This window comes from Candidatus Bathyarchaeia archaeon, from assembly GCA_038883335.1.
In the GTDB taxonomy this organism is placed as follows: domain Archaea; phylum Thermoproteota; class Bathyarchaeia; order Hecatellales; family Hecatellaceae; genus JAVZMI01.
In genome coordinates this window covers 62,348-84,905 of the sequence record JAVZMI010000003.1, presented here as the reverse complement: position 1 = coordinate 84,905, position 22,558 = coordinate 62,348, and the positions used below count along the sequence as shown (strand labels likewise).

The 22,558-nt window shown below is 48.9% G+C and carries 23 protein-coding genes and 1 other RNA gene; 16 read left to right on the top strand and 8 right to left on the bottom strand.

Annotated features, from left to right (window positions below):
- Positions 1–84 precede the first annotated feature (84 nt).
- The 5 genes from speY to thpR all read right to left on the bottom strand — a co-directional run bounded on the left by speY (position 85) and on the right by thpR (position 4,442).
- Entirely contained in the window at positions 85–1,167 is a 1,083-nt protein-coding gene (gene speY, locus QXJ75_02520) for a deoxyhypusine synthase (GenBank protein ID MEM3736954.1), read from the bottom strand.
- Between the two features lie 140 nt (positions 1,168–1,307).
- Positions 1,308–1,643: a hypothetical protein gene (locus QXJ75_02515; GenBank protein ID MEM3736953.1), complete on the bottom strand. Its 336-nt coding sequence runs from the start codon at positions 1,641–1,643 to the stop codon at positions 1,308–1,310.
- Between the two features lie 52 nt (positions 1,644–1,695).
- Positions 1,696–2,463 (bottom strand): serine/threonine protein kinase, encoded by a 768-nt coding sequence (locus QXJ75_02510; GenBank protein MEM3736952.1) that lies wholly within the window; start codon positions 2,461–2,463, stop codon positions 1,696–1,698.
- A complete protein-coding gene (gene cca, locus QXJ75_02505; GenBank protein ID MEM3736951.1) occupies positions 2,426–3,871 on the bottom strand; it encodes a CCA tRNA nucleotidyltransferase in 1,446 nt (481 codons plus the stop codon). The genes QXJ75_02510 and cca overlap by 38 nt, the downstream gene beginning before the upstream one ends.
- Complete coding sequence (thpR, locus tag QXJ75_02500; protein ID MEM3736950.1) at positions 3,864–4,442, bottom strand: RNA 2',3'-cyclic phosphodiesterase; 579 nt, start codon at positions 4,440–4,442, stop codon at positions 3,864–3,866. Before thpR ends, cca begins: the two co-directional genes overlap by 8 nt.
- Positions 4,443–4,538: 96 nt before the next feature.
- On the opposite strand from thpR, the gene QXJ75_02495 reads away from it, so the two are divergent.
- The 5 genes from QXJ75_02495 (at position 4,539) to dnaG (ending at position 8,841) form a co-directional block, all read left to right on the top strand.
- Entirely contained in the window at positions 4,539–5,147 is a 609-nt protein-coding gene (locus QXJ75_02495; protein ID MEM3736949.1) for an AAA family ATPase, read from the top strand.
- Entirely contained in the window at positions 5,086–5,496 is a 411-nt protein-coding gene (locus QXJ75_02490; GenBank protein ID MEM3736948.1) for an RNA-binding domain-containing protein, read from the top strand. Before QXJ75_02495 ends, QXJ75_02490 begins: the two co-directional genes overlap by 62 nt.
- Positions 5,497–5,989: 493 nt before the next feature.
- Positions 5,990–7,078, top strand: a complete 1,089-nt coding sequence (locus tag QXJ75_02485) for a tyrosine--tRNA ligase (GenBank protein ID MEM3736947.1) — start codon at positions 5,990–5,992, stop codon at positions 7,076–7,078.
- Positions 7,079–7,169: 91 nt separating this feature from the next.
- Positions 7,170–7,631: a toprim domain-containing protein gene (locus QXJ75_02480; protein MEM3736946.1), complete on the top strand. Its 462-nt coding sequence runs from the start codon at positions 7,170–7,172 to the stop codon at positions 7,629–7,631.
- A gap of 70 nt (positions 7,632–7,701) precedes the next feature.
- Positions 7,702–8,841, top strand: coding sequence for a DNA primase DnaG (gene dnaG, locus QXJ75_02475; GenBank protein MEM3736945.1), 1,140 nt, complete (start codon positions 7,702–7,704; stop codon positions 8,839–8,841).
- A 45-nt stretch (positions 8,842–8,886) separates the two neighbouring features.
- Here dnaG and QXJ75_02470 read toward each other — a convergent pair whose 3' ends face one another.
- The gene (locus tag QXJ75_02470; GenBank protein ID MEM3736944.1) at positions 8,887–11,271 is read right to left on the bottom strand and encodes a DNA polymerase domain-containing protein; all 2,385 of its coding nucleotides are present in this window, start codon (positions 11,269–11,271) and stop codon (positions 8,887–8,889) included.
- A 139-nt stretch (positions 11,272–11,410) separates the two neighbouring features.
- Here QXJ75_02470 and QXJ75_02465 point away from each other — a divergent pair, with 139 nt between their 5' ends.
- On the top strand, positions 11,411–11,740 hold the full coding sequence (locus QXJ75_02465; protein MEM3736943.1) for a hypothetical protein: 330 nt from the start codon (positions 11,411–11,413) through the stop codon (positions 11,738–11,740).
- Positions 11,741–11,750: 10 nt separating this feature from the next.
- On the opposite strand, the gene rimI is transcribed toward QXJ75_02465, so the two are convergent.
- A complete protein-coding gene (rimI, locus tag QXJ75_02460) occupies positions 11,751–12,191 on the bottom strand; it encodes a ribosomal protein S18-alanine N-acetyltransferase (protein ID MEM3736942.1) in 441 nt (146 codons plus the stop codon).
- 41 nt (positions 12,192–12,232) lie between these two features.
- On the opposite strand from rimI, the gene QXJ75_02455 reads away from it, so the two are divergent.
- The 5 genes from QXJ75_02455 to QXJ75_02435 are packed head-to-tail and all read left to right on the top strand — an operon-like array spanning position 12,233 to position 17,464.
- Positions 12,233–13,348, top strand: a complete 1,116-nt coding sequence (locus QXJ75_02455) for an mRNA surveillance protein pelota (GenBank protein MEM3736941.1) — start codon at positions 12,233–12,235, stop codon at positions 13,346–13,348.
- Positions 13,349–13,373: 25 nt separating this feature from the next.
- Positions 13,374–13,754 (top strand): divalent-cation tolerance protein CutA, encoded by a 381-nt coding sequence (gene cutA / locus QXJ75_02450; GenBank protein ID MEM3736940.1) that lies wholly within the window; start codon positions 13,374–13,376, stop codon positions 13,752–13,754.
- 5 nt (positions 13,755–13,759) lie between these two features.
- Positions 13,760–14,896 (top strand): site-2 protease family protein, encoded by a 1,137-nt coding sequence (locus QXJ75_02445; protein ID MEM3736939.1) that lies wholly within the window; start codon positions 13,760–13,762, stop codon positions 14,894–14,896.
- A 10-nt stretch (positions 14,897–14,906) separates the two neighbouring features.
- Positions 14,907–15,872, top strand: a complete 966-nt coding sequence (locus tag QXJ75_02440; GenBank protein ID MEM3736938.1) for a TIGR00269 family protein — start codon at positions 14,907–14,909, stop codon at positions 15,870–15,872.
- Positions 15,857–17,464 (top strand): GTP-binding protein, encoded by a 1,608-nt coding sequence (locus QXJ75_02435; GenBank protein MEM3736937.1) that lies wholly within the window; start codon positions 15,857–15,859, stop codon positions 17,462–17,464. Before QXJ75_02440 ends, QXJ75_02435 begins: the two co-directional genes overlap by 16 nt.
- Before the next feature lie 44 nt (positions 17,465–17,508).
- Here the strand turns inward: QXJ75_02435 and ffs are convergent.
- Positions 17,509–17,835, bottom strand: an RNA gene (gene ffs, locus QXJ75_02430) — signal recognition particle sRNA.
- A gap of 124 nt (positions 17,836–17,959) precedes the next feature.
- Between ffs and QXJ75_02425 the strand changes: the two genes are divergently transcribed.
- The 5 genes from QXJ75_02425 to QXJ75_02405 all read left to right on the top strand — a co-directional run bounded on the left by QXJ75_02425 (position 17,960) and on the right by QXJ75_02405 (position 22,548).
- A complete protein-coding gene (locus QXJ75_02425) occupies positions 17,960–18,457 on the top strand; it encodes a hypothetical protein (protein MEM3736936.1) in 498 nt (165 codons plus the stop codon).
- Positions 18,458–18,689: 232 nt separating this feature from the next.
- Positions 18,690–19,643, top strand: a complete 954-nt coding sequence (gene mvk, locus QXJ75_02420) for a mevalonate kinase (protein ID MEM3736935.1) — start codon at positions 18,690–18,692, stop codon at positions 19,641–19,643.
- 14 nt (positions 19,644–19,657) lie between these two features.
- Positions 19,658–20,941 (top strand): UbiD family decarboxylase, encoded by a 1,284-nt coding sequence (locus QXJ75_02415; protein MEM3736934.1) that lies wholly within the window; start codon positions 19,658–19,660, stop codon positions 20,939–20,941.
- 6 nt (positions 20,942–20,947) lie between these two features.
- A complete protein-coding gene (locus QXJ75_02410) occupies positions 20,948–22,123 on the top strand; it encodes an aconitase X catalytic domain-containing protein (GenBank protein MEM3736933.1) in 1,176 nt (391 codons plus the stop codon).
- Entirely contained in the window at positions 22,096–22,548 is a 453-nt protein-coding gene (locus QXJ75_02405) for a DUF126 domain-containing protein (protein MEM3736932.1), read from the top strand. The genes QXJ75_02410 and QXJ75_02405 overlap by 28 nt, the downstream gene beginning before the upstream one ends.
- Positions 22,549–22,558: the final 10 nt, after the last annotated feature.

The following is a 22,558-nucleotide window of genomic DNA, read 5'->3' as shown; positions in this document are numbered from 1 at the left end:
GCTAAACATGGTCGTGAACACATGACGCTATCTCTGTAGACTTTGGCAAAACTGCTTTTTCAACTATCTCAAAAAAAGGCTTCTTTAATGGCCAGAAGTTTCTTCCACACTTCCACAAACTTTTCGCAAAGCATCCAAGAACTCACCCCTCCTGAGATATAACTGTCTCAATCGACGCCTACCAACTGTGTCCAACGCGTAGGAGAATATAATTGGAACAGCGATAGTAGCATCGCAGTAGACTACAACGTGGTTTCTAACCTCATTTGGGTTGACTTTGCCCCAGGAGATAGCCTCTTGCGGTGTTGCTCCTGAGAGGCCGCCCCAGTGAGGGGCGTCTGTTGTTACCTGCACGAAATAGTCATGCCCACCCTTATTCACATTCAAGATCTGCCAAAGCATAGGCTGAGTTTGCATGTAGAAGTTCTTAGAAGCCCCGCCGCCAACTTCGATAACCCCATTAAGCTCGCTATTCAGGACTATTGCTGTAGTCTCGAGTACGTCTAGGTCTGGATCAACCGTTAATGAGCTGCCTAATAGCTTGGTTACAGCTGTGTTCATACCTATCGAGGAGTCGCCTGGGGAGGGGCAGTAGACTGGGACGTTATACTTTGCGGCTTGCGCCAGCAGGGACTTTTCAGGGTATCTGGCTCTCGCCAGAACAGCTTCGCCGATTATGTGGTGGAGTTCCGCTGTGGAGATAGGGGCGTCAAATTTTCTGTCTCTTAGGATACTCTGTATAAAGGTGTCTGTCGCACGTAAGAGGTCGTCCGTTATGAAGACGTCATATATCCGTTCAATGCCTGCTCTATATAGGACGCGGTCGTCTACGTGGGGGTCGCCTTGGTGGACTGGCAAGTCTAAGGCAAAGTGGAGATCGTGGTATAGGTTTGCACCTGTAGAGATGATGAAGTCTATCAGTCCTCTCTCAACCATCGTAATTATCATGCCGCCCATCCCTGTGGGTGTCATTGCGCCAGATAGTGTTAGACATACTGTCGCGTTCTCCTGAAGCATCCTCTCATAGATCCTACAGGCTTCAGAGAGGTGCCCCGCGTTGAAAACTCCTGACCTAGCATAGTTTTCCACAAGTTCTTTAACAGTCATGTTCTCTCGAAGTTTTATAGGTTCTATCCTCGGCTTTGTGAGGAATTCTCGCTTATCCACCTGGCACTCCTCCATCCTAGGGGTGAACGTATGATTCATACCGCCAAATAAGCGTGGATTCAAGCCCCAGGCAAGTTTCTCTGCAACTAAACAAAGGATCTGCCACCTTAAAGGGTCATTTAGCTTCTATCCTTTAGGTCTTAAGTTTGGGTGGCAGGGAATATATTGGTCTTCTCAACGTGGAGGATAGGGATGTACACCGCTTGCGGGTCTGTCCCAAGCTGATCGCTGTAGGTTATTTTATCTTGGTATCTGTTGAATACTATATACTTCCTTGGTATCTTATCCTCAGTCTTCACATAATATAATGTTGACGGGCCGAAGATAGCTATCGTCTGTACAAAATACGTGGGTTTACCCTCAATGTCCATGTAGAGAAGGTGCGGCGATGGTGAAGAGGCTACAAGGTGGACTAGATCCTCTAACCTCTTCAATTGTACATAATTTGCCGCCTCGGTCATCTTCTCAGCCACCATACCATAACTTACTACCCTGCTTGCATATGAAATTTATTCCGCTGTTGCAACATCAAACTAGCTCTATTGTGGCGAGTAATTCCTCGAAGTTTCCATCACTAGGTTCATTCTTATATCTTCGTAGCGCATCAATTACTTCGTCTCTACTCACGATTCGGAGTCTCTTGCATATTTCGCGGGATAAACTGCTACTAACTAGGAGATATTGAGCTAGAGCAGTCACATTCGATCTTCTTCTTACAACGCTAGCGCTCTCAAAGTCTATTATGCGTGGCTGGTCAATGTGGTCTATAATTACATGTTTGGGCGCCCTGCTGAGTTCGCCGTGGTCTAATCCTATAGAGTCTAGTAGACGACACTGCTTAAGAGCCTCCACAACTACAAGCTTTAGCCGCCTGCTGCTCCCCCTACCTCTCAAGTCTTTAATCCACTGAGGTAAAGGCTTCCCTTCGATAAGCTCCATAGTTATGAAGTTTCGGGTGTACCCGCGAAGTTTAGGGCCTATGCCTACAGCGTTAGCCTTCTCCAGCATCTCAGCCTCATGGGAGGTGTCAACTCTGCTAGCATCTAAGCGTCGAATCTTCAGAGCACATCGATCGCCGCCCTTCAAAATGGATGCAGCCACTATACTATCGCAGCCCTTCCCAAGAACTTGGAAGTTAAAGATCTTCGTGGGGCCTGATAACTCTATGGCCTCCACGTTGAGTGATTCCAACTCCTTCAGTCGGCTTAAGAACTCTGCCTCATCCCATCGAGGGTAGCAGAGGAGGGGTCTGAGGGCTTCAGCGAGAGGCTCCTTTAACGGTATCAGCCTGTTCAAGCCATCCCGGTCTCCCATCCAAGAATTTTACTAATACCACATTAAACTCGGTTTGCTTCCTATAGAATTTTTCAATTTCTTCATTTAATAGGATCTCTACCCCTTCCTTGGCAGCCTTCGCAACTCTGCTAGGTATACCGGTAACTGTAACTCCTTCAGTCAGCCCGTAGGTTAATAACGCCTCAGCCTCTGAGAATTTGCGCTCTTTCAGGACAGCCCACCTATCAGCCTCAATCCATGGCCCTGCCCCAGTAGCTGCTGTGGCGTTGTGTTTCGCCAGGAACTTTTCCTCATCCGCTGAGGATACAGGCGGCCCTAGATGTTTCTTTAGACGGCTTAGGCGGTTACTCTCAACCTCGAAGATTAAGATGCTATATTTTCGCTCGTCACTCCACGCAGTCGATCTCAGGAGTTTAAAGTCATGCTGTCTTAACAGTCTACCTAGAGATTTTAACGTTTTATAAAGTTGCCCCCAAAGGATGTCCGGCACTGCCTCGATGTTTTCCAATATAACAAAGATTAAATCGGCTCCCCTATCAATTAGAATCCTACGCAGCTCCTCTTGGGTTAAGGGTTTTGGCTGTGGCGGATAGAAGAAAGCTAGGTTGGGAGCTTTAAGGAAGTATTTGGAGGCCGCCCTGAAGGTGTTAAAACACTCTTTTTTAAGGGCTGAAGCCACATTTCTACGCCAATCTACAGGATCTACGACTATGAGAGGGTCGTCAAAGAGTCTTTTGGCATCCTCGACTCTGTCTTTATAGTGTCCCTCGATGTCGATGAGTTCACCCTCCCTCCACATGCTTGCAGCCTTTAAAGTTGTGACGAAATCTCCGGAGTTGAGAATTAGGAGCTCTGCGAGGTATCCGCTGAAGCCACCCGTCTTTATGTCTGCTCCGTACACTCCGACCCCTTTCATAAATCTCTTGAGAAGCCTCACCTCCGTTTTCTGCTCCGCGGATCTCAGCCTCGCTTTAATGTACTCAGTGTGGAAGGGTGTTCTGTCGGTGGAGCTCTTCCAACGTCCCAATTCAACCTTGTAGCATGGGACTATGTTTACCTTCAAGTCTCCAACTCGGCTCTCTATGTATGGATGTTCCGCGTAGCGTTTAACCCCTCCATACTCTCTTACGCTGGCTTCGGCAATCTTGAGGCCAAGCGTGCTTAACTTTTCTCTCTCAAGACTGGGGTGGAATAGAAGGAAGATGTCAACATCTTTATCGCTCCTCAACCAAGTGTCTTTGGCTATTGAGCCTTCAACTCGACTCTCCACATCTATTTGGTGTTTCTGTGCTTCCTCTTCTACTCTAGCCTGTAACATCTCAGCCAGTTTTAGGACTTCTTCCCTCTCTTCAAGTGTAGGTACTTCTCTTTTTTTAACTTCACTTATCACGTCATCCAAGTTAGTCATCTTGGACGTTAGGCTCCTTCTGGCAGATGGTTGAATATTGAGGGCCCTTTGAGGTTAGTGTGCTCATCTTCAGCTTCAGCGGTCCACTTGAAACTTCCCCCACCTCACAATCAGATAGGCTTTGGACGACCTCAACCAGTCTTTCCCTATTCTTCCCAGTCTTTACGCGAGCTATAGTAAGGTGTGGGCTGAAGCCTTTTTGGTCTGGGCGAAGGCCAAGTTTCCGCAGCTTCGGCTCGATCTGGTTGAAGAGGGCTTGCATCTCTTCAGCTCCTTCACGGACACCTACCCAGACCACGTTTATGTGATGGAAGTTGGGGAAGACTCCTAGACCGCGAAAGTGGATTGTAAACGGCTTGAAGGTGACTGTTTGCACCACAGCAGTGACAGCTTGAGTGACGTCAGGCGGTAGTTCGCCGAGGAAGCGGAGGGTTAGGTGGAGGTTCTCTCTCTCCACTAGTTTGAGGTCGGCTCCTGTATCGAGAAGGGTTCTCTGCAGTTCAACGAGTCTGTCGAGTAGCTTCTCATCGGAGAGGTCGAAGGCTATGAAACTTCTTATTCGCTCCAGCAACTTTCACGCCACCCAAAGCCATTGGGCGTGTTCTAAAAGAAATAAAGTTTATTACCCATATAAAACCCAGTTACCTTCACCTGCCAGGTGTGAAAGTTGAGTTGCGATGACAAAATCGTCATAGGTATTACAGGGATGCCCGCCGCTGGAAAGTCTACGGCGGCGGAACATCTAAGGGCCCAGTCCTGTGCAGTAGTAGTCATGGGGGATCTGATCAGAATGGAGGCGAAGCGGAGGGGGATCGAGCCTACAGCTCAAGGGTTAGGTAAGTTAATGTTCCAGTTGCGTGAGGAGGGGGGGCCTCAAGTTGTGGCACGGTGGGCAATAGAGGCTGTGAAAAGAGAGAAAGAGCCAGTGGTGGTGGTGGACGGCATCAGAAGCCCCGACGAGGTTGTGGCGTTCAGGCAGGCTTTCCCCCATTTTTGGTTGCTCGCCATCGACACACCTCACATGGTCAGGTTTAGGAGAACACTCGGACGTGGACGTAGCGATGATGTTGGAGGTATCGAAGCTTTCCTTGAGAGGGAGCGGAACGAGATAGAGGTGGGAACACCTGCAGCCATCCAAATGGCGGATAAAATCATTGAGGGGGAAAGTGAAGAATTGGAGCGTAATGTTAAGGAATTTCTAAAGGAGGTTCTACGTGAGAGTTCAACTCAGAGGCGCAGTAAGGGTTTACCCCACAGAAGATTGCGAGAAAGTTAGGAAAGCACTCGAGAACCTTTTCCCGCTGGCGAAGGTCGAGCTTGTAGAAGGGGGGCTCTTCCAGACGTTGACCTTCCAGGGAGAAGGCATTGAGAGCCTATCGAGGGTCCAAGCACTGCTTAGGCAGGAGCGCATCAGAGATGCAGTGCGGCGGTTTCTTCACGAGAGGGTCGAGGGTGACCGAATCAAGTTCTATCTGAACAAGCAGGTAGCTTATGTTGGGCGTTTCTCTCTATGTGAGCCCTCAGGAGAGTCTCCTCTCGGACCTATCGAGGTTGAGCTAGAGTCTGATGATCTCCGAAGACTAATTGACTGGCTCTCCCCCGCCAGTACCAACGAATACGAATAGGCGGCTAAACATAGGGTTAGAGTATCGCAGGAAAAATTAGAAGGGGTATGTCAACCGCTAGATCCTGCTCTTGAGACCATTCAGCCTGAACGTAGACCAAAGACGGCTCTCACAGTATTTTAACAAACCGCGGGGTCTTCGATAGGGTCCTGCTTTAAAAGTATATAGCTTCCCCCTTGCCCTATTTTATTTGGGGCGGTGCCGAGTCTGTCGACCGTACATCCGCGTGCACGGATCCGACAGAGTAAGTGTCCCTCAGGCACTATCAATGAGGGAGGATGAACCCAGCCACGGGACAGGTCGACGGCGGCGGAGGATCACATGCCCGAAACGAGAGAGCCCACCTGAGCTGAGCGTTCGGCTCGACAGTGAGGTTGGGTGTTAGTTATTCGGGCGACAAACCTTCGAGACCTAGCAATCTCACCGCCCCTCCATACAACCTTTTCTATTAGGTCTCTCCCATGGAGTAGTGGAATATGGTGAGGGTAGTGTCATGAACATTGAAGAGCGAGTAGAACTCGTTAGAAGGAACACTGTGGAGATAATAACGCCCACCGAACTCCGCGAACTACTGGAGAAGAAGAATCGTCCCACTGCATACTGGGGGTTCGAGCCCTCAGGCTTGATGCACTTGGGTACGGGTCTCCTCTGCGGCTACAAGATTCTAGACCTAGTAGAGGCGGGCTTCGACTTCACGGTTCTATTGGCAGACTGGCATGCTTGGATTAACAACAAGTTCGGAGGTGACCTCAAGGCAATAAGGCTCTGTGGGGAATACTTTATTCAGTGCTTCACCGCCCTCGGCCTCACCTCAGATCGTGTCCGGTACATCTGGGTTTCAGATCTGGTTAAGGATGCAGATTACTGGGAGATGGTTATAACTGTAGCTAAGAACTCCTCGGTTTCACGGCTTACCCGATGTCTCCCAATTATGGGTAGAAGTCTAGACGCAAAGGAGTTAGAAGTTGCGTCCTTAATCTACCCTTGCATGCAGGCTGCTGACATCTTCAAACTTCGTATCGACTGTGCTTGTGCAGGCATAGACCAGAGAAAGGCGCATATGTTGGCTAGGGACGTGTCGCGAAAGCTTGGCTACGAGAAACCAATGAGCGTTCATACACCTCTCCTCCTAGGCCTTCAAGGTTCTAAGGGAAGGATTGATGCTCGTTTCGACGAGGATGAAGCTCTTAACCTCCAGATCAGCGCAAAAATGTCGAAGAGTCTGCCCGAAGGCTGCGTCTATATACATGACTCTCCAGAGGAGATACGTGCCAAGCTTAAGAAAGCATACTGCCCACCGCGTCAAGTAGAGGGCAACCCAGTCCTCGAGATAGCGAAGTATATAATCTTCGCTAGGGGGCATAGCCTTCAAATTGAACGCGCCCAGAGGTATGGAGGTTATCTACGGTTCACTAGCTACAGTGAACTGGAGAGAGCATACGTTGAAGGGCATCTCCATCCACTTGACCTCAAAAATAGCGTTGCAGAGGCTCTTATCACTATATTGGAGCCAGTGCGTGAGTACTTCGCTAAGAGGTCTGAAATACTCGAGGCGATTAAAAAACTAGAGATCACCCGGTAGTATTTTGGGTATTAACATGCTAACCTCCCCAAGATTTTGGGGCAAAGTTTAAGACTTTGGGAGTAGAAAAAAATGATATAATGGGTCTGAAATGCGGAAAAGCCGGTCGCTGAACAGATCACTCCAAGAACGCGATGAGTTGCTTGAAATATACCTTGAGCAGCTGATACAGAAAAGCCGTGACGGTGCAGTTACGGTAGTAGAAGGACTTAGAGATGCCGAAGCCCTTAGGGGTATTGGTGTAACAGGAACTATAATCTGTGCCAAATCTGGGTGTGAGTCTGTCTCCGACTCGATGGAGAGGCTTGCAAACGTGAAGAGTGAACTCATCCTATTAACAGACTTTGACAGAAGTGGTAGGGAACTGCTCTGGAGGATGGCTAGAAAACTTGAGCAGATGGGTAAAATCCCAAACCTCCACTTCTGGCTTAAGTTTAATGGGTTAATCTCCAACTGCGCCAAAGATATTGAGGGGATGATTTCCTACCTCCAGAATGGGAGGAGGGTTATCGGCGGCATACAGATCGAGAGCAACTCCACTATTGGGCTTTAACGGCTGCTTGCAGAAGCCTCTCCCCCTAAAGAACGTTTTCAGACCCCAAAAAACCAGAGGTGAAACTTAAATGACAAGCACAACAGTAATTCCAACTGCAAAGTATCTAGTCAACGCCAGATTTGAGGTCAATGGCGTTGTAGAGAAGCCCGACGTTATTGGGGCTATTTTCGGTCAGACAGAAGGCCTTTTCGGTCCTGAACTAGATTTAAGGGAGCTCCAGAAAGGCGGTCGAATAGGCCGTATCGAGGTGGAAATGAAGGTTGACCGCAACCGGACAGTTGGCACAATCATCCTCTCCTCAAGCCTAGACAAGGCTTCAACTTCTATACTTGCCGCCGCTGTGGAGAGTGTCGACAGAGTTGGTCCTTACGAGTCTAAGGTTACCATAGAGAAGATAGAGGATGTTAGAGATACAAAGAGGAGGCAGATCATCAAGAGGGCGAAGGAGATACTCAAGAGGTGGAGCGTTGAAACAACCCCCGAAACTGAGGACTTGCTCAGGGAGGTGATGGAGGTTCTCAAACCTATCGAAGTGTCCACTTATGGGCCAGAACAGTTACCTGCCGGCCCAGATGTCTCGCTATCCCCAACCATAATCGTTGTTGAGGGAAGGGCTGACGTGATCAATCTTCTACGTTGTGGAATCAGGAATGTTATAGCCATAAACGGTGCCAAAGTTCCTGAAACCATAATAAAACTGAGCAAAGAAAAGGAAGTGACTGTGTTCTTGGACGGAGACCGTGCTGGCGATCTCATCCTCAAGGATCTGGCTCAGGTTGTGGATGTTAAATATGTTGCAAGAGCGCCACCAGGTAAGGAGGTCGAAGAATTATCCGCCCGTGAAGTTGCCCAGGCATTGAAAGATAAGACTCCTCTCTCTGCCCTAAGGGGTAGGCCAGCTAGGGTGACTGTCCCCCACCAAATGTTGGAAGCCGTAAACCAGCTTAGGGGAACATTCGAAGCAGTCCTCTTAAATGATAGATTAGAGCCTATCGGTAGGCTTCCTGTTAGTGAGTTGGCGGAGAAACTCCCAAGTTTCGATAATATTAGTGCTGCAATATTCGACGGAGTTATCACGCAGAGATTGGTAGAGTTGGCGGCAGAAAAAGGCGTAAAATACCTCATAGGTGGAAGGGTCTCCGATGTTGTGAGGCGGCCCCCTAACCTGAGGATCCTCACGTTTGACGAAGTAGCCCCCACCTCTTGAGTGAGAGCCTCTATGCACATCATGTTGTTCATATCTTTTTGTTTCCTAAAATGAAGAGTTAAGTGTGGTTTTCTTTCCACGTCCAGCCGCAGCTGGTTCTCCGCCTATAAGCTCTTCCTTTGTAACTTTGAAGGTCTCTAAAATCCTAAGCACCGAAGGGAGTATCTGGTTCTCCACATAATAATCATAGTCTACCTCGTCTGGTTTGACTAAAATGTGTGGTTTTGCTCGCTCATATAGTTTACCAGTGCCTTTAGTTATAATATATCCAACCTTACTCCCGGGGGGTAGTCTCCATCCTCTCTCTTCAAGTCTCTTAGCCGCCTCAACGTGAGGGGCCCTGACTGCATACTCGTCGACCGACTTGGTTAACGTCTTCCATATTACTAGGTCTTGGAGTGGCACTTTACCTCTTCTTAGGTTATCTACATATTCACGGATGAAGTTCGCAGCCTCCGTATGTCTTTTCCCTCTCAGTAATATCTCCAGAACTTTCTCTTGCACCTTCTTTGCTATCTCGCACCAGTCTCCTCTAGCCACCTCAAGACCCACTATCTCAATGCGTCCATCTGAGAGTAACCCCGCGTAACGTTTCTTAGCTTCGGTGAAGAGGATCCTCGAATATATTACAGCTGGTTTCACAGTCAACCCAACCTCTGCCTCAACCTCCTTAATTAACCTCTCAACCTTTGCAACATCGTAATTCACGAATAGACTATCGGTGTCACCGTAGATTACCTCGAGGCCTTGCCTCTTGGCTGCCTCCACAGCGGCGAGGATTGTGTGGCGACCCCATGCAGCTGTAGCTTCAGCTACCTCCCGCATATACCATCTTGCACCAGTCCAGCCGCAGTACCCATACGTGGCGTTGGTGATAGTTTTTATTCCCCTCTGTCTTGCCTCTAGTAGCCTATAACGGGTGCTTTCGGGATCAAGTTTCTCCATCTCTGATTGGATGCTCTTCCGTGCCTGAATGAGGTTTGTCAGGACCTGCTTGTAAAAGCCAGGGGGCTCCTTACGGAAGGCATGGCCTACCTCTGGTGCTATGTTAACGTTGCCTTTAGTCTTCCCCTCAGATTTGACATAGGTGTCCGGGGAGAGGTTGTATTTGATCATCAGGTTTGGATACATAGCACTAAAGTCTAGAACAGCCACATTCTCATGCATTCCAGGCTTCGGCGCCAGAACTATAGCTCCCTTATAAGGGTAGTAAGGCTGCTCAGTTCTTTTTGGTATTAGCTCATTGAATCGGGCTGCTTGGCGAATGAGGTATGAGTCGACCTTGAAACCTGTAGCCGCGGCGCCAACATGGTCGAGGGGTAGACCTACGAGCCTTGAGAGCTGGATTGCATACTCTAAAAGAGTCTCCGACAAACCCCAGACTACCTTCACGTTCTGTCTACAAGCTTCTTCCAGTATAAGTCTACTTTCAGCGTTCTCCCAGTAACGGTGGATCTCGGTTTCCGGTATGACCTTCAGTTTCTCTTTGCCGGGTACGTTGAAGAACCAGGCAGCGTTTTCAAGGGTCTTCACTTTAACTTCTGGTATATCCGTTACAAAGTCGAGGAGATCTATGTTAGCCCTCCCAACAACAGAGATGTGACCGTGGATGCTCTGATGAGGCTCACCCCCCATCCTATCCAACGCAAAGGCTATCTCTTGAACTCTTGCCCTCCCTAAAAGATATGGAAGATCGACGTGGCTAGTCCCGAAGCCGACGAGTATGTCGGGGTCATAACTCTTAACATATTCAGAAAAGGCTTGAAGCATGCCGCGGTCATCATGATCCTCAGCTTTGAAGACCTCAGCCTTGCCTTCGCTGGTTAGAGTCGCAATTATTAGTACCGGGTCTCTCTCAAAGTTTGGTGATCCTATCTCGGCATGGATCAGCGTTGAGAAGGCTAGAATGCGTAATTGGGGGGGTGTCTCTTCTTCAACCATCCTCGGACTTGACTTGGCAGCATAGGCACCGTCAACACTTAACTTCTGTGGAAGAGTTAACTTTTCGACCTCGACCTCAAGCCAGTCTGAAGGGTAGAGGTTAAGATCTGTGAGGTAGAGGTTTGTGTAACGTAGATCGTCAAGGAGGGTCATCTCTACCCGTGGATCCTTCGCTAACCTCTTCGCGTAAGACTCGACATCCTCTGGTAAGACACATGTAACCTTGACAACCTTGACAGGTGATCCAAAATAGAGCTTCTCCTCCAACTCAACGGAGGTGTCCCCTTTCACATATTTACCATCGACCGCTAGCTTCTTCAGTCCCTCAGCGTCCTCTGCCCTCTTAGGAATTAGATAAAAGTAAGGGAGGAAACCCCTATCGGCGACCATAACCCTGTTACCATGGCTATCCAGACCCCACAGCCTAACCTCAGGTCTACCCTCCACTACTTCATGATTTATGTCCAGAAGCCAAAATCTGATCTTCAAGAAGGCACCTCAGATAATTTTGCCTCTTAATGTTATGGGAGATAACTGGCTTTATATGTATGTTACCGCTTTGCTGAGGCGTTAGAATGCGATTTATTAAACCGTAGAGCCTAATATCTCAGACAGGAGAGGTGTCCACATGGAGATCTGCCTCAACTGCCAAAAGCCGTCGAAGGAGCCGGCCGCCTACCTAACCTCCCACAGACTTCCGGTATGTGCAGAATGTCTACCAGAGCTATGTGAGAGGTACAGCTGGGACAGAGATAGTCGAAAGTTGAGGAGGGCTAAGAGGGAGAGTTTGGAGCGGCTAAACCCCATCTCGCCAGAAGAGAGAGAATGGAGGATCGAGGTGAACCTCTCATCCTTGCTGCCGCTCTATGAAGGGGAGATTGAGTTGAGTGCAGATCTCATAAATAAAGTCGGCAGCATCTTAGAGGCTCGTGGCATACTTGCCTTGGAGGCTATGTAGATTAGAGCTACTAAAGATGGAGGGTCATCGTAAAAGCATCCTCCCCATCTTCATAATAGTTCTTTACTCGGTCGCGGTATTTGAAACCTAAGGATTTGTATAGAGTCTGAGCGGCGAGGTTGCTCTCTCGCACCTCCAGTTGAACATGCGTTACACCTCGCCTCTTCAAGACTGCCAGCAAGCTTTCAATAAGTTGTTTAGCGACACCCTGCCCCCTATGTTCAGGGTCGACTGCGACGGAGACCATGTGAGCCGAACCTCCACCTCCAACGATTGCGGAAGCGTAGCCGACCACACTCCCATTCAAAGTAGCCACTAGGAAGGTTGAAGGATCTGAAATGGCTAGGGCCATTAACAGACTCATAGGGTAAGGGTCTGTGAAGGAACTCTTCTCAACCTGCTCTACAAAGGGAATATCAGAGATGGTAACCTCTCGAACCTCAAACTTCATAGTTGGTTTGAGGTTGAACGCTTACATAAACTTTAGATGGCATGGCAGTAAAGTTACACTCGAGAGGGCGAGCGGTGAAACTGCTGAGTTTCAATAGTAAGAGGGGAGAGGTGGAGGTTGTTTTAGAGAATCAAGATGACCTTTGGCACTTATACAACATTGTGGACAAGGGGGACCTCGCCTACGCCAAAACTACCCGTGAGATCAAGGGCACGGCTGAAGGTAGCCGCCCCTCCGCAGGTCGAAGAGTGAGTCTCCTGTTGGGTATAAGAGTGGAAGAGGTATTTTTTGACAGAAACGTTGATCGACTGAGAATTCGGGGGATTGTCGTTGAGGGGCCGGAGTGTTACGGCGGCTTACTGAACTCGTATCATACCTTATCCCTCAAAGTAGGCAGTAGGCTCAGATTGGTGAAGGAGGCGTGGCATAATCATCAACTTCGCCGTCTTAAGGAAGCTACAGAAGTCAAGGCTTGCCCTGTAATCATCTTGGCGATAGACGACGAGGATGCATGCGTATCGGTTCTAGGCCGTTTCGGCGTGGATGTCAGATTTGAAAGTAGAGTACGTCTTCCCAGCAAATTGGAGCCTGAGAAAAGGGGAGGAGAACTTGTTCGCTACTTCAGTGAGGTAGCTCAAGCTCTCTCTCAAATACACGCAAACCTTAGAGCGCCAGTCGCCGTGGTAGGCCCAGGCTACATAAAGAACGAGTTCACCAATTACCTTAGAACAAACTACCCTGCGGTAGCCAAAGATGTAACTTGTGTGTGTTCAGTAGGTTCGGCTGGGTCAGCTGGGGTTGGAGAAGCTCTGAGAAGTGGCATTCTCACCAAAGTGATTGAGCAGTGCAGGGTGTTGCAAGAGATGGATCTTGTTGAGAGCTTATTAGCCAGGTTGGCTGATGGGAATAAAAAAGTAGCCTATGGACTTGAAGATGTAAGTGCCGCAGCCAACTATGGTGCAGTGGAGACACTTCTTGTTGTAGATAGATACCTTCGAGAACTTCCAGATGAAGAGAGGCGGAGACTAGAGGATCTGATGCGCGGCGTGGAGCATATGAGAGGCCGCGTGGTTGTTTTAAGCAGCAGACATGAGGGCGGAGAGAAGATTCTATCCCTTGGCGGCGTGGCAGCGATACTCCGATTTACGGTAAATTAGCGCCCACAAAACGAAAGGTATAGATATGTTCCCTCAAAGAGTATCCACACGGCCGAGTTATGGGGAGGAGGTTACAAGCTTGGAGTATGTGACGATCTTCACAACTGCACCTACATTAGAGGACTGTGAGAGGATCGCTTGCGCCCTCGTAGAAGAGCGGTTGGCTGCGTGTGTCTCCATAATCCCAAACGTGAAATCAGTCTACTGGTGGGAGGGTAAAGTGGATAGGATGTCTGAGCACATTGTGATGATAAAGACGGTGCGTGATCTCTTCGTAGCGGTGAAAGATAGAATACGTCAACTTCACCCTTATAGGGTTCCAGAAGTTATAGCGGTCCCCGTGGCGACTGGTAGCGAAGAATATCTCGAGTGGTTGGAGAGTGAGGTCTCCCCGTCCAGAGATTGATAATGATGAGTAGTTTAGACGTTGTGATCGACGGTTTTGCCATATTTCTACTATTCTGGCTTATGGTATACTATGTAGGGAAAAGTTACAAGCTAAGCTCCAGAGGAATAGATATCAAACCGTTAGTGTTGATTTTCAGAACAAAGAGAGCTAACAAGTTTCTAGAATTAGGGGCCCGGAAGTTTCGTCGTGTTATCCCAATCTACTCAGATATCTCTATAGCTTTGGCGGTTGGGATGATGGCGTATGGTGCCTACGCTCTAATCAGCAATATCGCCTCATTCTTCATACAGCAGACCATATCACCAGTCTTCCCTGCCATCCCCTTCATAACCATAAAACTGGAATCCCTGCCATATTTTATCCTCTCCCTAGCCTTAATAGTAGTACTCCATGAGTGTGCTCATGGAATCACCGCCCATCACGAGGGCATTCAGGTCAAATCCACCGGCGTCATCCTAGTAGGAGTTATTCCTGGAGCTTTCGTCGAGCCCGATGAGAGTAATTTTAATCGTGCAACGAGGAGGAAGAGATTGAGGGTACTTGCTGTAGGTTCCTCCATCAACTTGATATCCGGTTTACTGGCAAGTTTGATCCTTACTTCCATCCTCATCGCCAATCCACTCCAACCAAACGGTGTCCTCATCGAGGAGGTAAAGGAGGGCAGCCCAGCCGATTTGGCTGGCCTCAAGCCTGAGAATGTTATAAAAGCGGTGGACGGTGTTGTTATCTCAGATCTGAAGGCTTTTGGGGATTATATGAGCCGTATCCAAGCTGGAGCATCCATCTTGCTGAGAGTTGAGTTCGCAGATAATACAGTCAGGGATCTCACCGTAACGACAACCTCTCACCCAGAGGAGTCTGAGAGGGCTGTTATAGGTGTCGTGGTAAGGGATAATATAGAAGTTCCACCCCTTTATCTGGCTTTGTTCTGGTTCCAGTACTGGTCGATAAACATTGCAGTCGTGAATATGCTCCCGATTAGGCCTTTAGACGGCGGCTCCGTACTCCAGAACCTCATAGAGAGATACCTCCCCAAGAAAACTAAGCAGGTCACCAACGCCTCCACTGCCTTCTTCGTGGTATTATTGCTAGTGAACCTCACCTTAACTCTGACCGGCCCAGGCTTCCCCATGATATAGGCGACTAAACTTGGATTGCTCGGTCTGCGGTTTGAAGGAGGCAATCTACAGCCGCCCCTATTCGGGGGAGAGGTTTTGCGGGAAATGCTTCAGCGCCGCCATAGAAAAACAGACCCGCAGAACCATCTCCCGATATAACATGCTGGAGAGGAACGATCGGATAGCGGTAGCTGTGTCCGGAGGGAAGGACAGTCTCTCACTACTTTACATACTACGAGAGGTTGAGAAGGAGTTTCCGTCCGCTCATCTTCACGCTATAGCAGTGGATGAAGGCATAGCTGGATATAGAGAAGAGGCTCTATCCCTCGCTGAAGAAAATTGCAAGGCACTCGGGGTGCCGTTAACACGAGTTTCCTTCCAAGAACTCTACGGCATAACACTCGACGAAATAGCGCGTAGGATTAGAGGTGTAGATGGCGAGTTGACTCCTTGCTCATACTGTGGCGTCATGCGGCGGAGGGCTCTTAACGAGGCTGCGCGGCGTGTGGGCGCAACCAAGCAAGCTACAGCCCACAACCTCGACGATGAGGTTCAGACAATTCTTCTTAATATAATACATGGGGGGGCGCTACGCGCCTTCAGGGTAGTGCCTGTGATGGCGCCCAGCCACTACAAATTCATCCCACGGGTAAAGCCTTTCTGTGAGACGCTTGAGTGCGAGCTAGCTCTCTACGCCTACCTAAGGGAGATTCGATTCCAGACTGTACGCTGCCCGTATGCCTCGATGGCACTTAGGACGGAGGTCAGAAACTTCTTGAACAGTTTGGAACTCCGGCATCCAGGGTCAAAATATACGATATATCGTTCCATAGAGCGTTTGAGGTCAATGCTTAGAACCTCTGTTATAGCAGAGTTAGGAGAATGTCGTGAGTGTGGAGAGCCAACTACAGGTGAGGTCTGCGAGGTTTGCAGAATGTTGGAGAGGCTCCGAACTCCGAGAGAACCTATATCTGAGACGAGTTGGGTAGGTGGTTAGTAGAGGAAGCAGACAAAATGGAAAGGGAGAACCCCCAAGGTAACACGGAGTATAAGCTACGGTTGGTAAAGGTCACTCCAAACCGCCTCGAGGAGATAGCTACTCAACTCAAGTACCGCGTCGAGGAAGGCCTAGGTGAGGCTATTTACGAGATAGGCGTGACTGATGAGGGGGAGATCCTAGGACTGCAGGAGGCCGACGTTAAGGAGTCTCTACTTACACTAGAGGCAGCCTCTGAGAAGATCGGAGCCAAATGCACACTCATACGGGCGGTGGAGGGTAAGGCTGGGAAAGCATTAGAGGTTTTAATCCGTAGGACTAAAGAAAGTGGGAGCTTCCCCGTCTGGCTCTATCTACCAGTCTTGGGAAACGTAGACTCTGGGAAGTCTACTCTGGTGGGGGTTCTATCTACAGGTAAACTTGACGATGGAAACGGCTATGCGATGGCTAGAGTTGCACGTTATCTTCACGAGATCAAGATGCGTAGGACTTCGTCTGTATGCTCTCGTCCACTTGGCTTCGACGAGTCAGGTAACATAGTAAACTACACGGTCTCTTCACCCTTGGATGAGGCTGAGGTTTTCCTCAACTCGGCGAAGATCATAGACTTCGTAGACCTAGGCGGCCATGAGCGATACTTCAAGACGACACTTCGCGGCATCACCGGCCATAGCCCCGACTATTGTCTAATCACGGTGGCTGCAAACGCTGGAATTATGCCGATGACAGTTGAGCATCTTAAGGTAGTTCTAGGGTTGAGGCTTCCCATGATCTTCGTAGTGACTAAGATAGACCTTGCCCCTCATCTTGTTTCTAAGACAGTCGAGGACATCCAACGTTTAGTCAAACTTCCAAAGGTCAACGCGGTCCCATTCCTAGTCAAGACCATTGAGGATGCAATTGTTGCGGCAAAAGTTATGCCCTGCGGGCGGGTAGCGCCAATCTTCACCGTATCAAATGTGACCGGTGAAGGGCTCAATCTTCTTCGTACATTCTTAAACCTCCTACCTCAAAGAATCCGGTGGAACGAGTTCTACAATAAAGAATTCATGATATACGTCGACGAGATATTCAACGTGAAGGGGGTTGGGCCTGTGGTTTCCGGTGTCATCAGACAGGGCGCTGTAGCCGAGGGAGAATCCGTCCTACTCGGGCCTTTCCACGATGGGACCTTCCGAAATGTTCGAGTTAAGTCAATCCATATAAACAGGGTCTTTGTGGAGCGGGCTGTAGCTGGGAACGATGCCTGCTTTGCTCTAGCGGGTGTGTCGTTTGGGGAGATCAGAAAGGGTATGGCTCTTCTCGGTATGGATGTCAAACCCCGCGCTGTAGGGGAGTTTGAGGCTGACGTCTTCATCCTTCATCACCCAACAACCATACGGATAGGCTATCAGGCAGTAGTTCACGCTCAAACGGTTCGCCAAGCGGCGGAGTTCGTGGAGATCGTTGGCAATAAAGTTCTTCGCACAGGGGACTATGGAAGGGTAAAGTTAGCGTTTCTTTATAATCCTGAGTTCCTAATAGAAGGGCAGAACTTCGTATTTCGTGAAGCCAGCGCAAAGGGGATAGGCGTCATAACAAAGATCAGATAGATTCCATCTTATCTTAAGGAGAGACACAGCTACTCAATTTTGTATGGCGGGTCCTGTGGCTTGACACTCATACCGCACCCCTAGCCACCCACCTTGCTCCTGCCCGAACTCTCCTGAGCGTCCAACGTCCGAGTTTAGGTTGCTCCCTCCCGGGCCTAGCCAGGTTAACTCGGCAATGCATCCACCCCACCTCTACAGGTAGGACAGAGGCAGCCGCCGACCCCAGGAGACGAGCAGTCACGGCGCGATTGGGTGGGTTGGAGTAGCGGCTGGGGGGTGCCTCACCACAGCCTTCAGCCCGCCCTATAGAGGATTTGCGGTCGGCCCTCATGGGCCTCAGGGAACCCCTACCTCCCCGCCTAGACCCGCCGAATAGAAAGTTGGGAGCAGCATAAAATAAACATTGCCGAATGTGGGGGGGAAAATTTAAAGGTTAGAAGTGCGTGTTATACCTTGACTTAGTAACTTAGAGTGAGTAACATGTCTGTTAAAGAAATGAAAAGTTGCGACAGCGAAGTCTCAGATTACACCAGAGCCCTGGAAACCTGTAAGGACTTCAGAGATGTCTTCAAGTTAGTGAAAAGTTCGGTAGAGGTGACCCTACACAAAAGGAGGGCTGGGCTGATGCTATGCTTGGCGGACTTGCCTCCGACTGTAGCAGCATACCATGAAGTGGGGTCGAACACGCTCGTCGTAAACAGGCTCCTCCTCAAGGCAGTCAAGGATAGTAAATCTCGAGGCGAGTTCAACGCCTACCTATACGCTATACTGCTTCATGAATATCTTCATGCCGTGGGCTATCTTGACGAGGCAGAGGTAAGAAGGCTAGTTCACTTGATTGCTGAGGCGGTGATGGGCCCAAGGCATCCTGCAACCAAGATTGCCGCCGATCCGATGGCAATAATCTTTCATACGCCTCTAAAATATTACAGACCTACAGGCGCTGTAGAACTAATAGCTGATTTCGGGCTGGAACATCAATACGTCATCTGACCTTTTGCCACTAGGGCTCAACCTATAAGAACATTAACCAGGAACCCTAAGGTTTAGTTGTTAGTTCCATGTACGGGGGTAGTCTTCAGTTAAGCCTCTCAGAAGGTTGAGTAAAGGTGTAGCCTTATCAGCGCGTAAACGTTGAGGCTCTCACAAGTTTTAAGCATGGTCGCAACTGATAATCATGTAAATATCTTCGTCCTCTCCGCACTCCGTGGTCTGAGGTGATTTAATGGCTCAGGGTTATGGTTTCGGGAAAGTAATATTGTTTAATGAGCATTTCGTAGTATACGGGGTTCCTGCAATCGCCTCGGCGTTGGATCAGAAGATTGTTGCAACTGTCAAAGCATCTGATGGTGAAGGTGTAATCCTAAACGACGAGAGGAAAGTTACAACGGGTCGCAAGTTAGACCAGCAGAAAGAGTCACTGGACAGAATAATAAAAGCCATCGGAATCGACCCTAACCGAAACCCTATCAAAATCACCCTTGGGGGAGACCTGACTGTAGCTGGTGGAGTCGGTGCGAGTGCAGCCTCGTGTGTAGCTATAACTAGGGCTCTATCCGAGTACTTCGCCCTGAAACTTTCAGATGAGGATATAAACAATATAGCTTACGAGGGCGAGAAAGGATACCATGGAACACCCTCAGGAATCGACAACACTGTGGCGACATACGGAGGTCTGATCTGGTTTAAACGTGGAACTCCAAACATCTTCGAACCCATAAGGATAAAGGAACCTTTCGAGCTAGTTATAGGAAATACAGGCATCACCACCGATACAAAAGCAGCTGTGGAAGGTGTTAGAAAGAGAAGGGAAGAGAACCCTGAAAAATATGCTACAATATTCAGAGCGGCTGAAAAGGTGGTGTATGAGGCGAGGAAGGCGCTTGAAGCTGCTGATCTGAGACTTTTAGGGAGGCTTATGTGTGAGAACCACAAGCTTCTGCAGGCGGCTGAGGTCTCTTGTAAAGAGCTAGACTTTTTGGTGGACTTAGCGTTGGAGCATGGAGCTTTCGGCGCAAAACTAACAGGCAGTGGTCTCGGGGGGAGCATGATCGCGCTAACGCCGGGTAATGCGTTGCAGGAGAGGGTTGCACATGCGATTAAAAGGGCAGGCTTTGAGGTGCTTAAAACGAGAGTCGGCGTGAAAAGTTGGCCTCAACAGAGGGTTGAGTCTGTGTGAGTTTCCGGGGTTTTTTGGAAAAACTAGAGAAAAGTGGACGTTTAGTCCGCGTTAAGAAACCAGTCTCGAAGACTTTGGAAGCATCAGGCATCCTAAATAAGCTTGGCGATAAGCCTGTTTTATTCGAGAAGATTAAGGAGAGCAACTTCAAGGTTGCTGGGAACATCTGTACATCTAAGGAGGTAGTGTCCAGCTACTTCGGCATCAAACCGAGCGAACTGGTTAGAAGAATGATCAAAGCGATCGACTCGCCAAGCAAACCTGAAATAGTAAAAGCAGGCGAATGCCAAGAGGTCGTTGAGGAGTCCGTCGACTTAGACAAGTTACCAATACTCTTCCATTGCTCGAAGGATGGCGGCAATTACATCAGCTCAGGTGTCTTCGTCGCAAGGGATCCTGAGTATGGGCAGAACCTAAGCTTTCACAGAGCGATGCAGTTAAGCAAGAATAAGCTCGCCATAAGGGTAGTTCCCCGCCGCCACTTCGACGAGTTTCTCAAGAGAAACAAAGGTGAGATGGATGTTGCCGTTTGCATAGGCAACCCGGTTGGTGTATTACTTGCAGGCGCTACATCTGTAGAGATCGGGCGGGACGAGTTAGAGATAGCGAACTCTATGGAACCATTAAAGGTTGTTAAAGCTAAGACTGTTGACCTTTTAGTTCCTGCCACCTGCGAATTCATCTTAGAGGGTCGGGTAATAAAAGAGACTCATGCAGAGGGCCCTTTTGTTGATTTAACTGAGACTTATGATATCGTAAGGGAACAACCGGTTCTTGAGGTGAAAAAGATAACCCACAGGAGAGATGCGATCTGGCATGCTCTCCTGCCAGGGAAGCTAGAGCATAAGTTTCTGATGGGCATCCCTCGAGAACCGACAATATTTAAAGAGGTCAGCAAAGTCTGCAAGTGTTTAGATGTTTACGTTAGTCCTGGGGGTTGCAGTTGGTTGCATGCCATTGTGCAAATCGACAAGCAGAGTGAGGATGACGGTAAGAAGGCTATTGAGGCAGCTTTCTCGGGGCACAAGTCATTAAAACACGTGTTTATAGTCGACGGGGATATAGATGTCTGCAACCCATTGGAAGTCGAATGGGCGATGGCCACAAGATTCCAAGGCGATAAAGGTCTAGTTATAAAAGCGAAGGAGACAGGTTCATCTCTTGACCCGAGTGCTGATCCAGAAACAAGCGAGACAACGAAGGTTGGGTTCGACCTGACCAAGCCTTTAGCAGCTAAAGGGAAAGCCTTCACGAAAGCGGAGTTTCCAGATGTTGATTTGCAAAAGTATCTAGGTTGATTGGGGATGGAGCTAACCAAGGAAGAGGAAGAGATGCTGAATGGGAAACAAGGCAACGCTGTAAAGAAGTCGATGGAGATTCTGTGTGCTTTAGGCGAAATTTTCGGCGCCAAGAGACTTATCCCTGTAACGAGCGTCCAGATCTCAGGTGTCAGCTACGCCAACCTCGGCGAAGCTGGTCTAGAGTTTCTCGTCGAAATGGCTGAAGACGGTAGAGTTAAGGTCAAGACAACTCTAAACCCGGCGGGAATAGATACGAAAAACTGGCAAGCTTTGGGGATAGACAGTGAATTCGCTGAGAAACAGAGAAGAGTGATCGAAGCGTTCGAGAAAATGGGTGTAGCGGCAACTTGCACTTGTACCCCCTACCTTGTGGGTAATAGGCCCAATATTGGTGAGCATATTGCTTGGGGTGAGAGCAGTGCAGTCACCTACGCCAACTCAGTGCTTGGGGCGAAGACCAATAAAGAAGGCGGCCCAAGCACGATCGCCTCAGCCTTAACTGGAAGGACGGCTGAGTATGGGTTACACCTAGACGAGAACAGGCAAGCTCAGTTCGTCGCTGAGGTGAAGGCAAATGTAAAGGGCGTTATGCTCTTCGGGGCGTTAGGGTATGTTCTTGGGAAAGCGGCGGGAGGTAGGATTCCTTTGATAAGGGGAATAAGTAAGGCGTCGTTGGAGGAGCTGAAAGCTTTAAGTGCCTCGTTCGTCACTTATGGTGGCGCCCCGATGTTTCATATCGAAGGAATAACTCCAAATGAGACAATCGTACCCTCCGAGAAATTTATCGTCCAACAGGAAGACATCAATAGGGCGATAGCTGAGATGAACGATGCTGATGATGCAGATTTTGTCTTCATAGGTTGCCCTCACTGTTCAATTGAGGAGTTGAGAGAACTATCTGAACTATTGAAAGGTAAAAAGGTTAAGAAAGAGTTCTGGGTAGGTGTCGCGAGACCGTTAAAGGTGTTAGCTGACGAGATGGGCTACTCAAGTGTGATTGAAGAGTCTGGCGCTAAATTCGCCTGCGATACATGCCACGCGATTGCTCCATTGAAAGGGAGGTTTAAAGCGATCGCAACTAACTCCGCCAAAGGAGTCTACTACGGCAGAGGACAGAACAGGTTTAGAACGATCTTCAGAGATCTAGCGGAGTGTGTAAGTTTGGCGGTGGGAACGTGATCGAGTTGAAGGGTAGGAAGATCAGCCCAGGAAAGGTTGAGGGCACCGCGCTGGTAAGCAGAGAAGGTGTCTCTTTTTATGGCGGTGTAGACCCAGATACAGGGGTTATCATCGAGAAAGGTCACCCTTTAGAAGGTAAATGTATAGCCGGGGCAATTTTAGTATTCTCTCAAGGTAAGGGGTCGAGTGTAGGTTCTTACACATTATACAGACTTAAAAAGAATGGAAAGGCACCAGCCGCCATAGTTAACAAAGAATGTGAGACAGTTGTGGCCGTGGGAGCGATAATCTCCGAGATACCTTGCATCGATAAAATCGACATAGAAAAAATTAGCGACGGGGACAGGTTATTTTTAGATGCAGACAAAGGCATAATAGAATTGTATAAAGCACACTCTAGTAGCACTGAGTATGCTTATTCATGAAGGCTAGAAG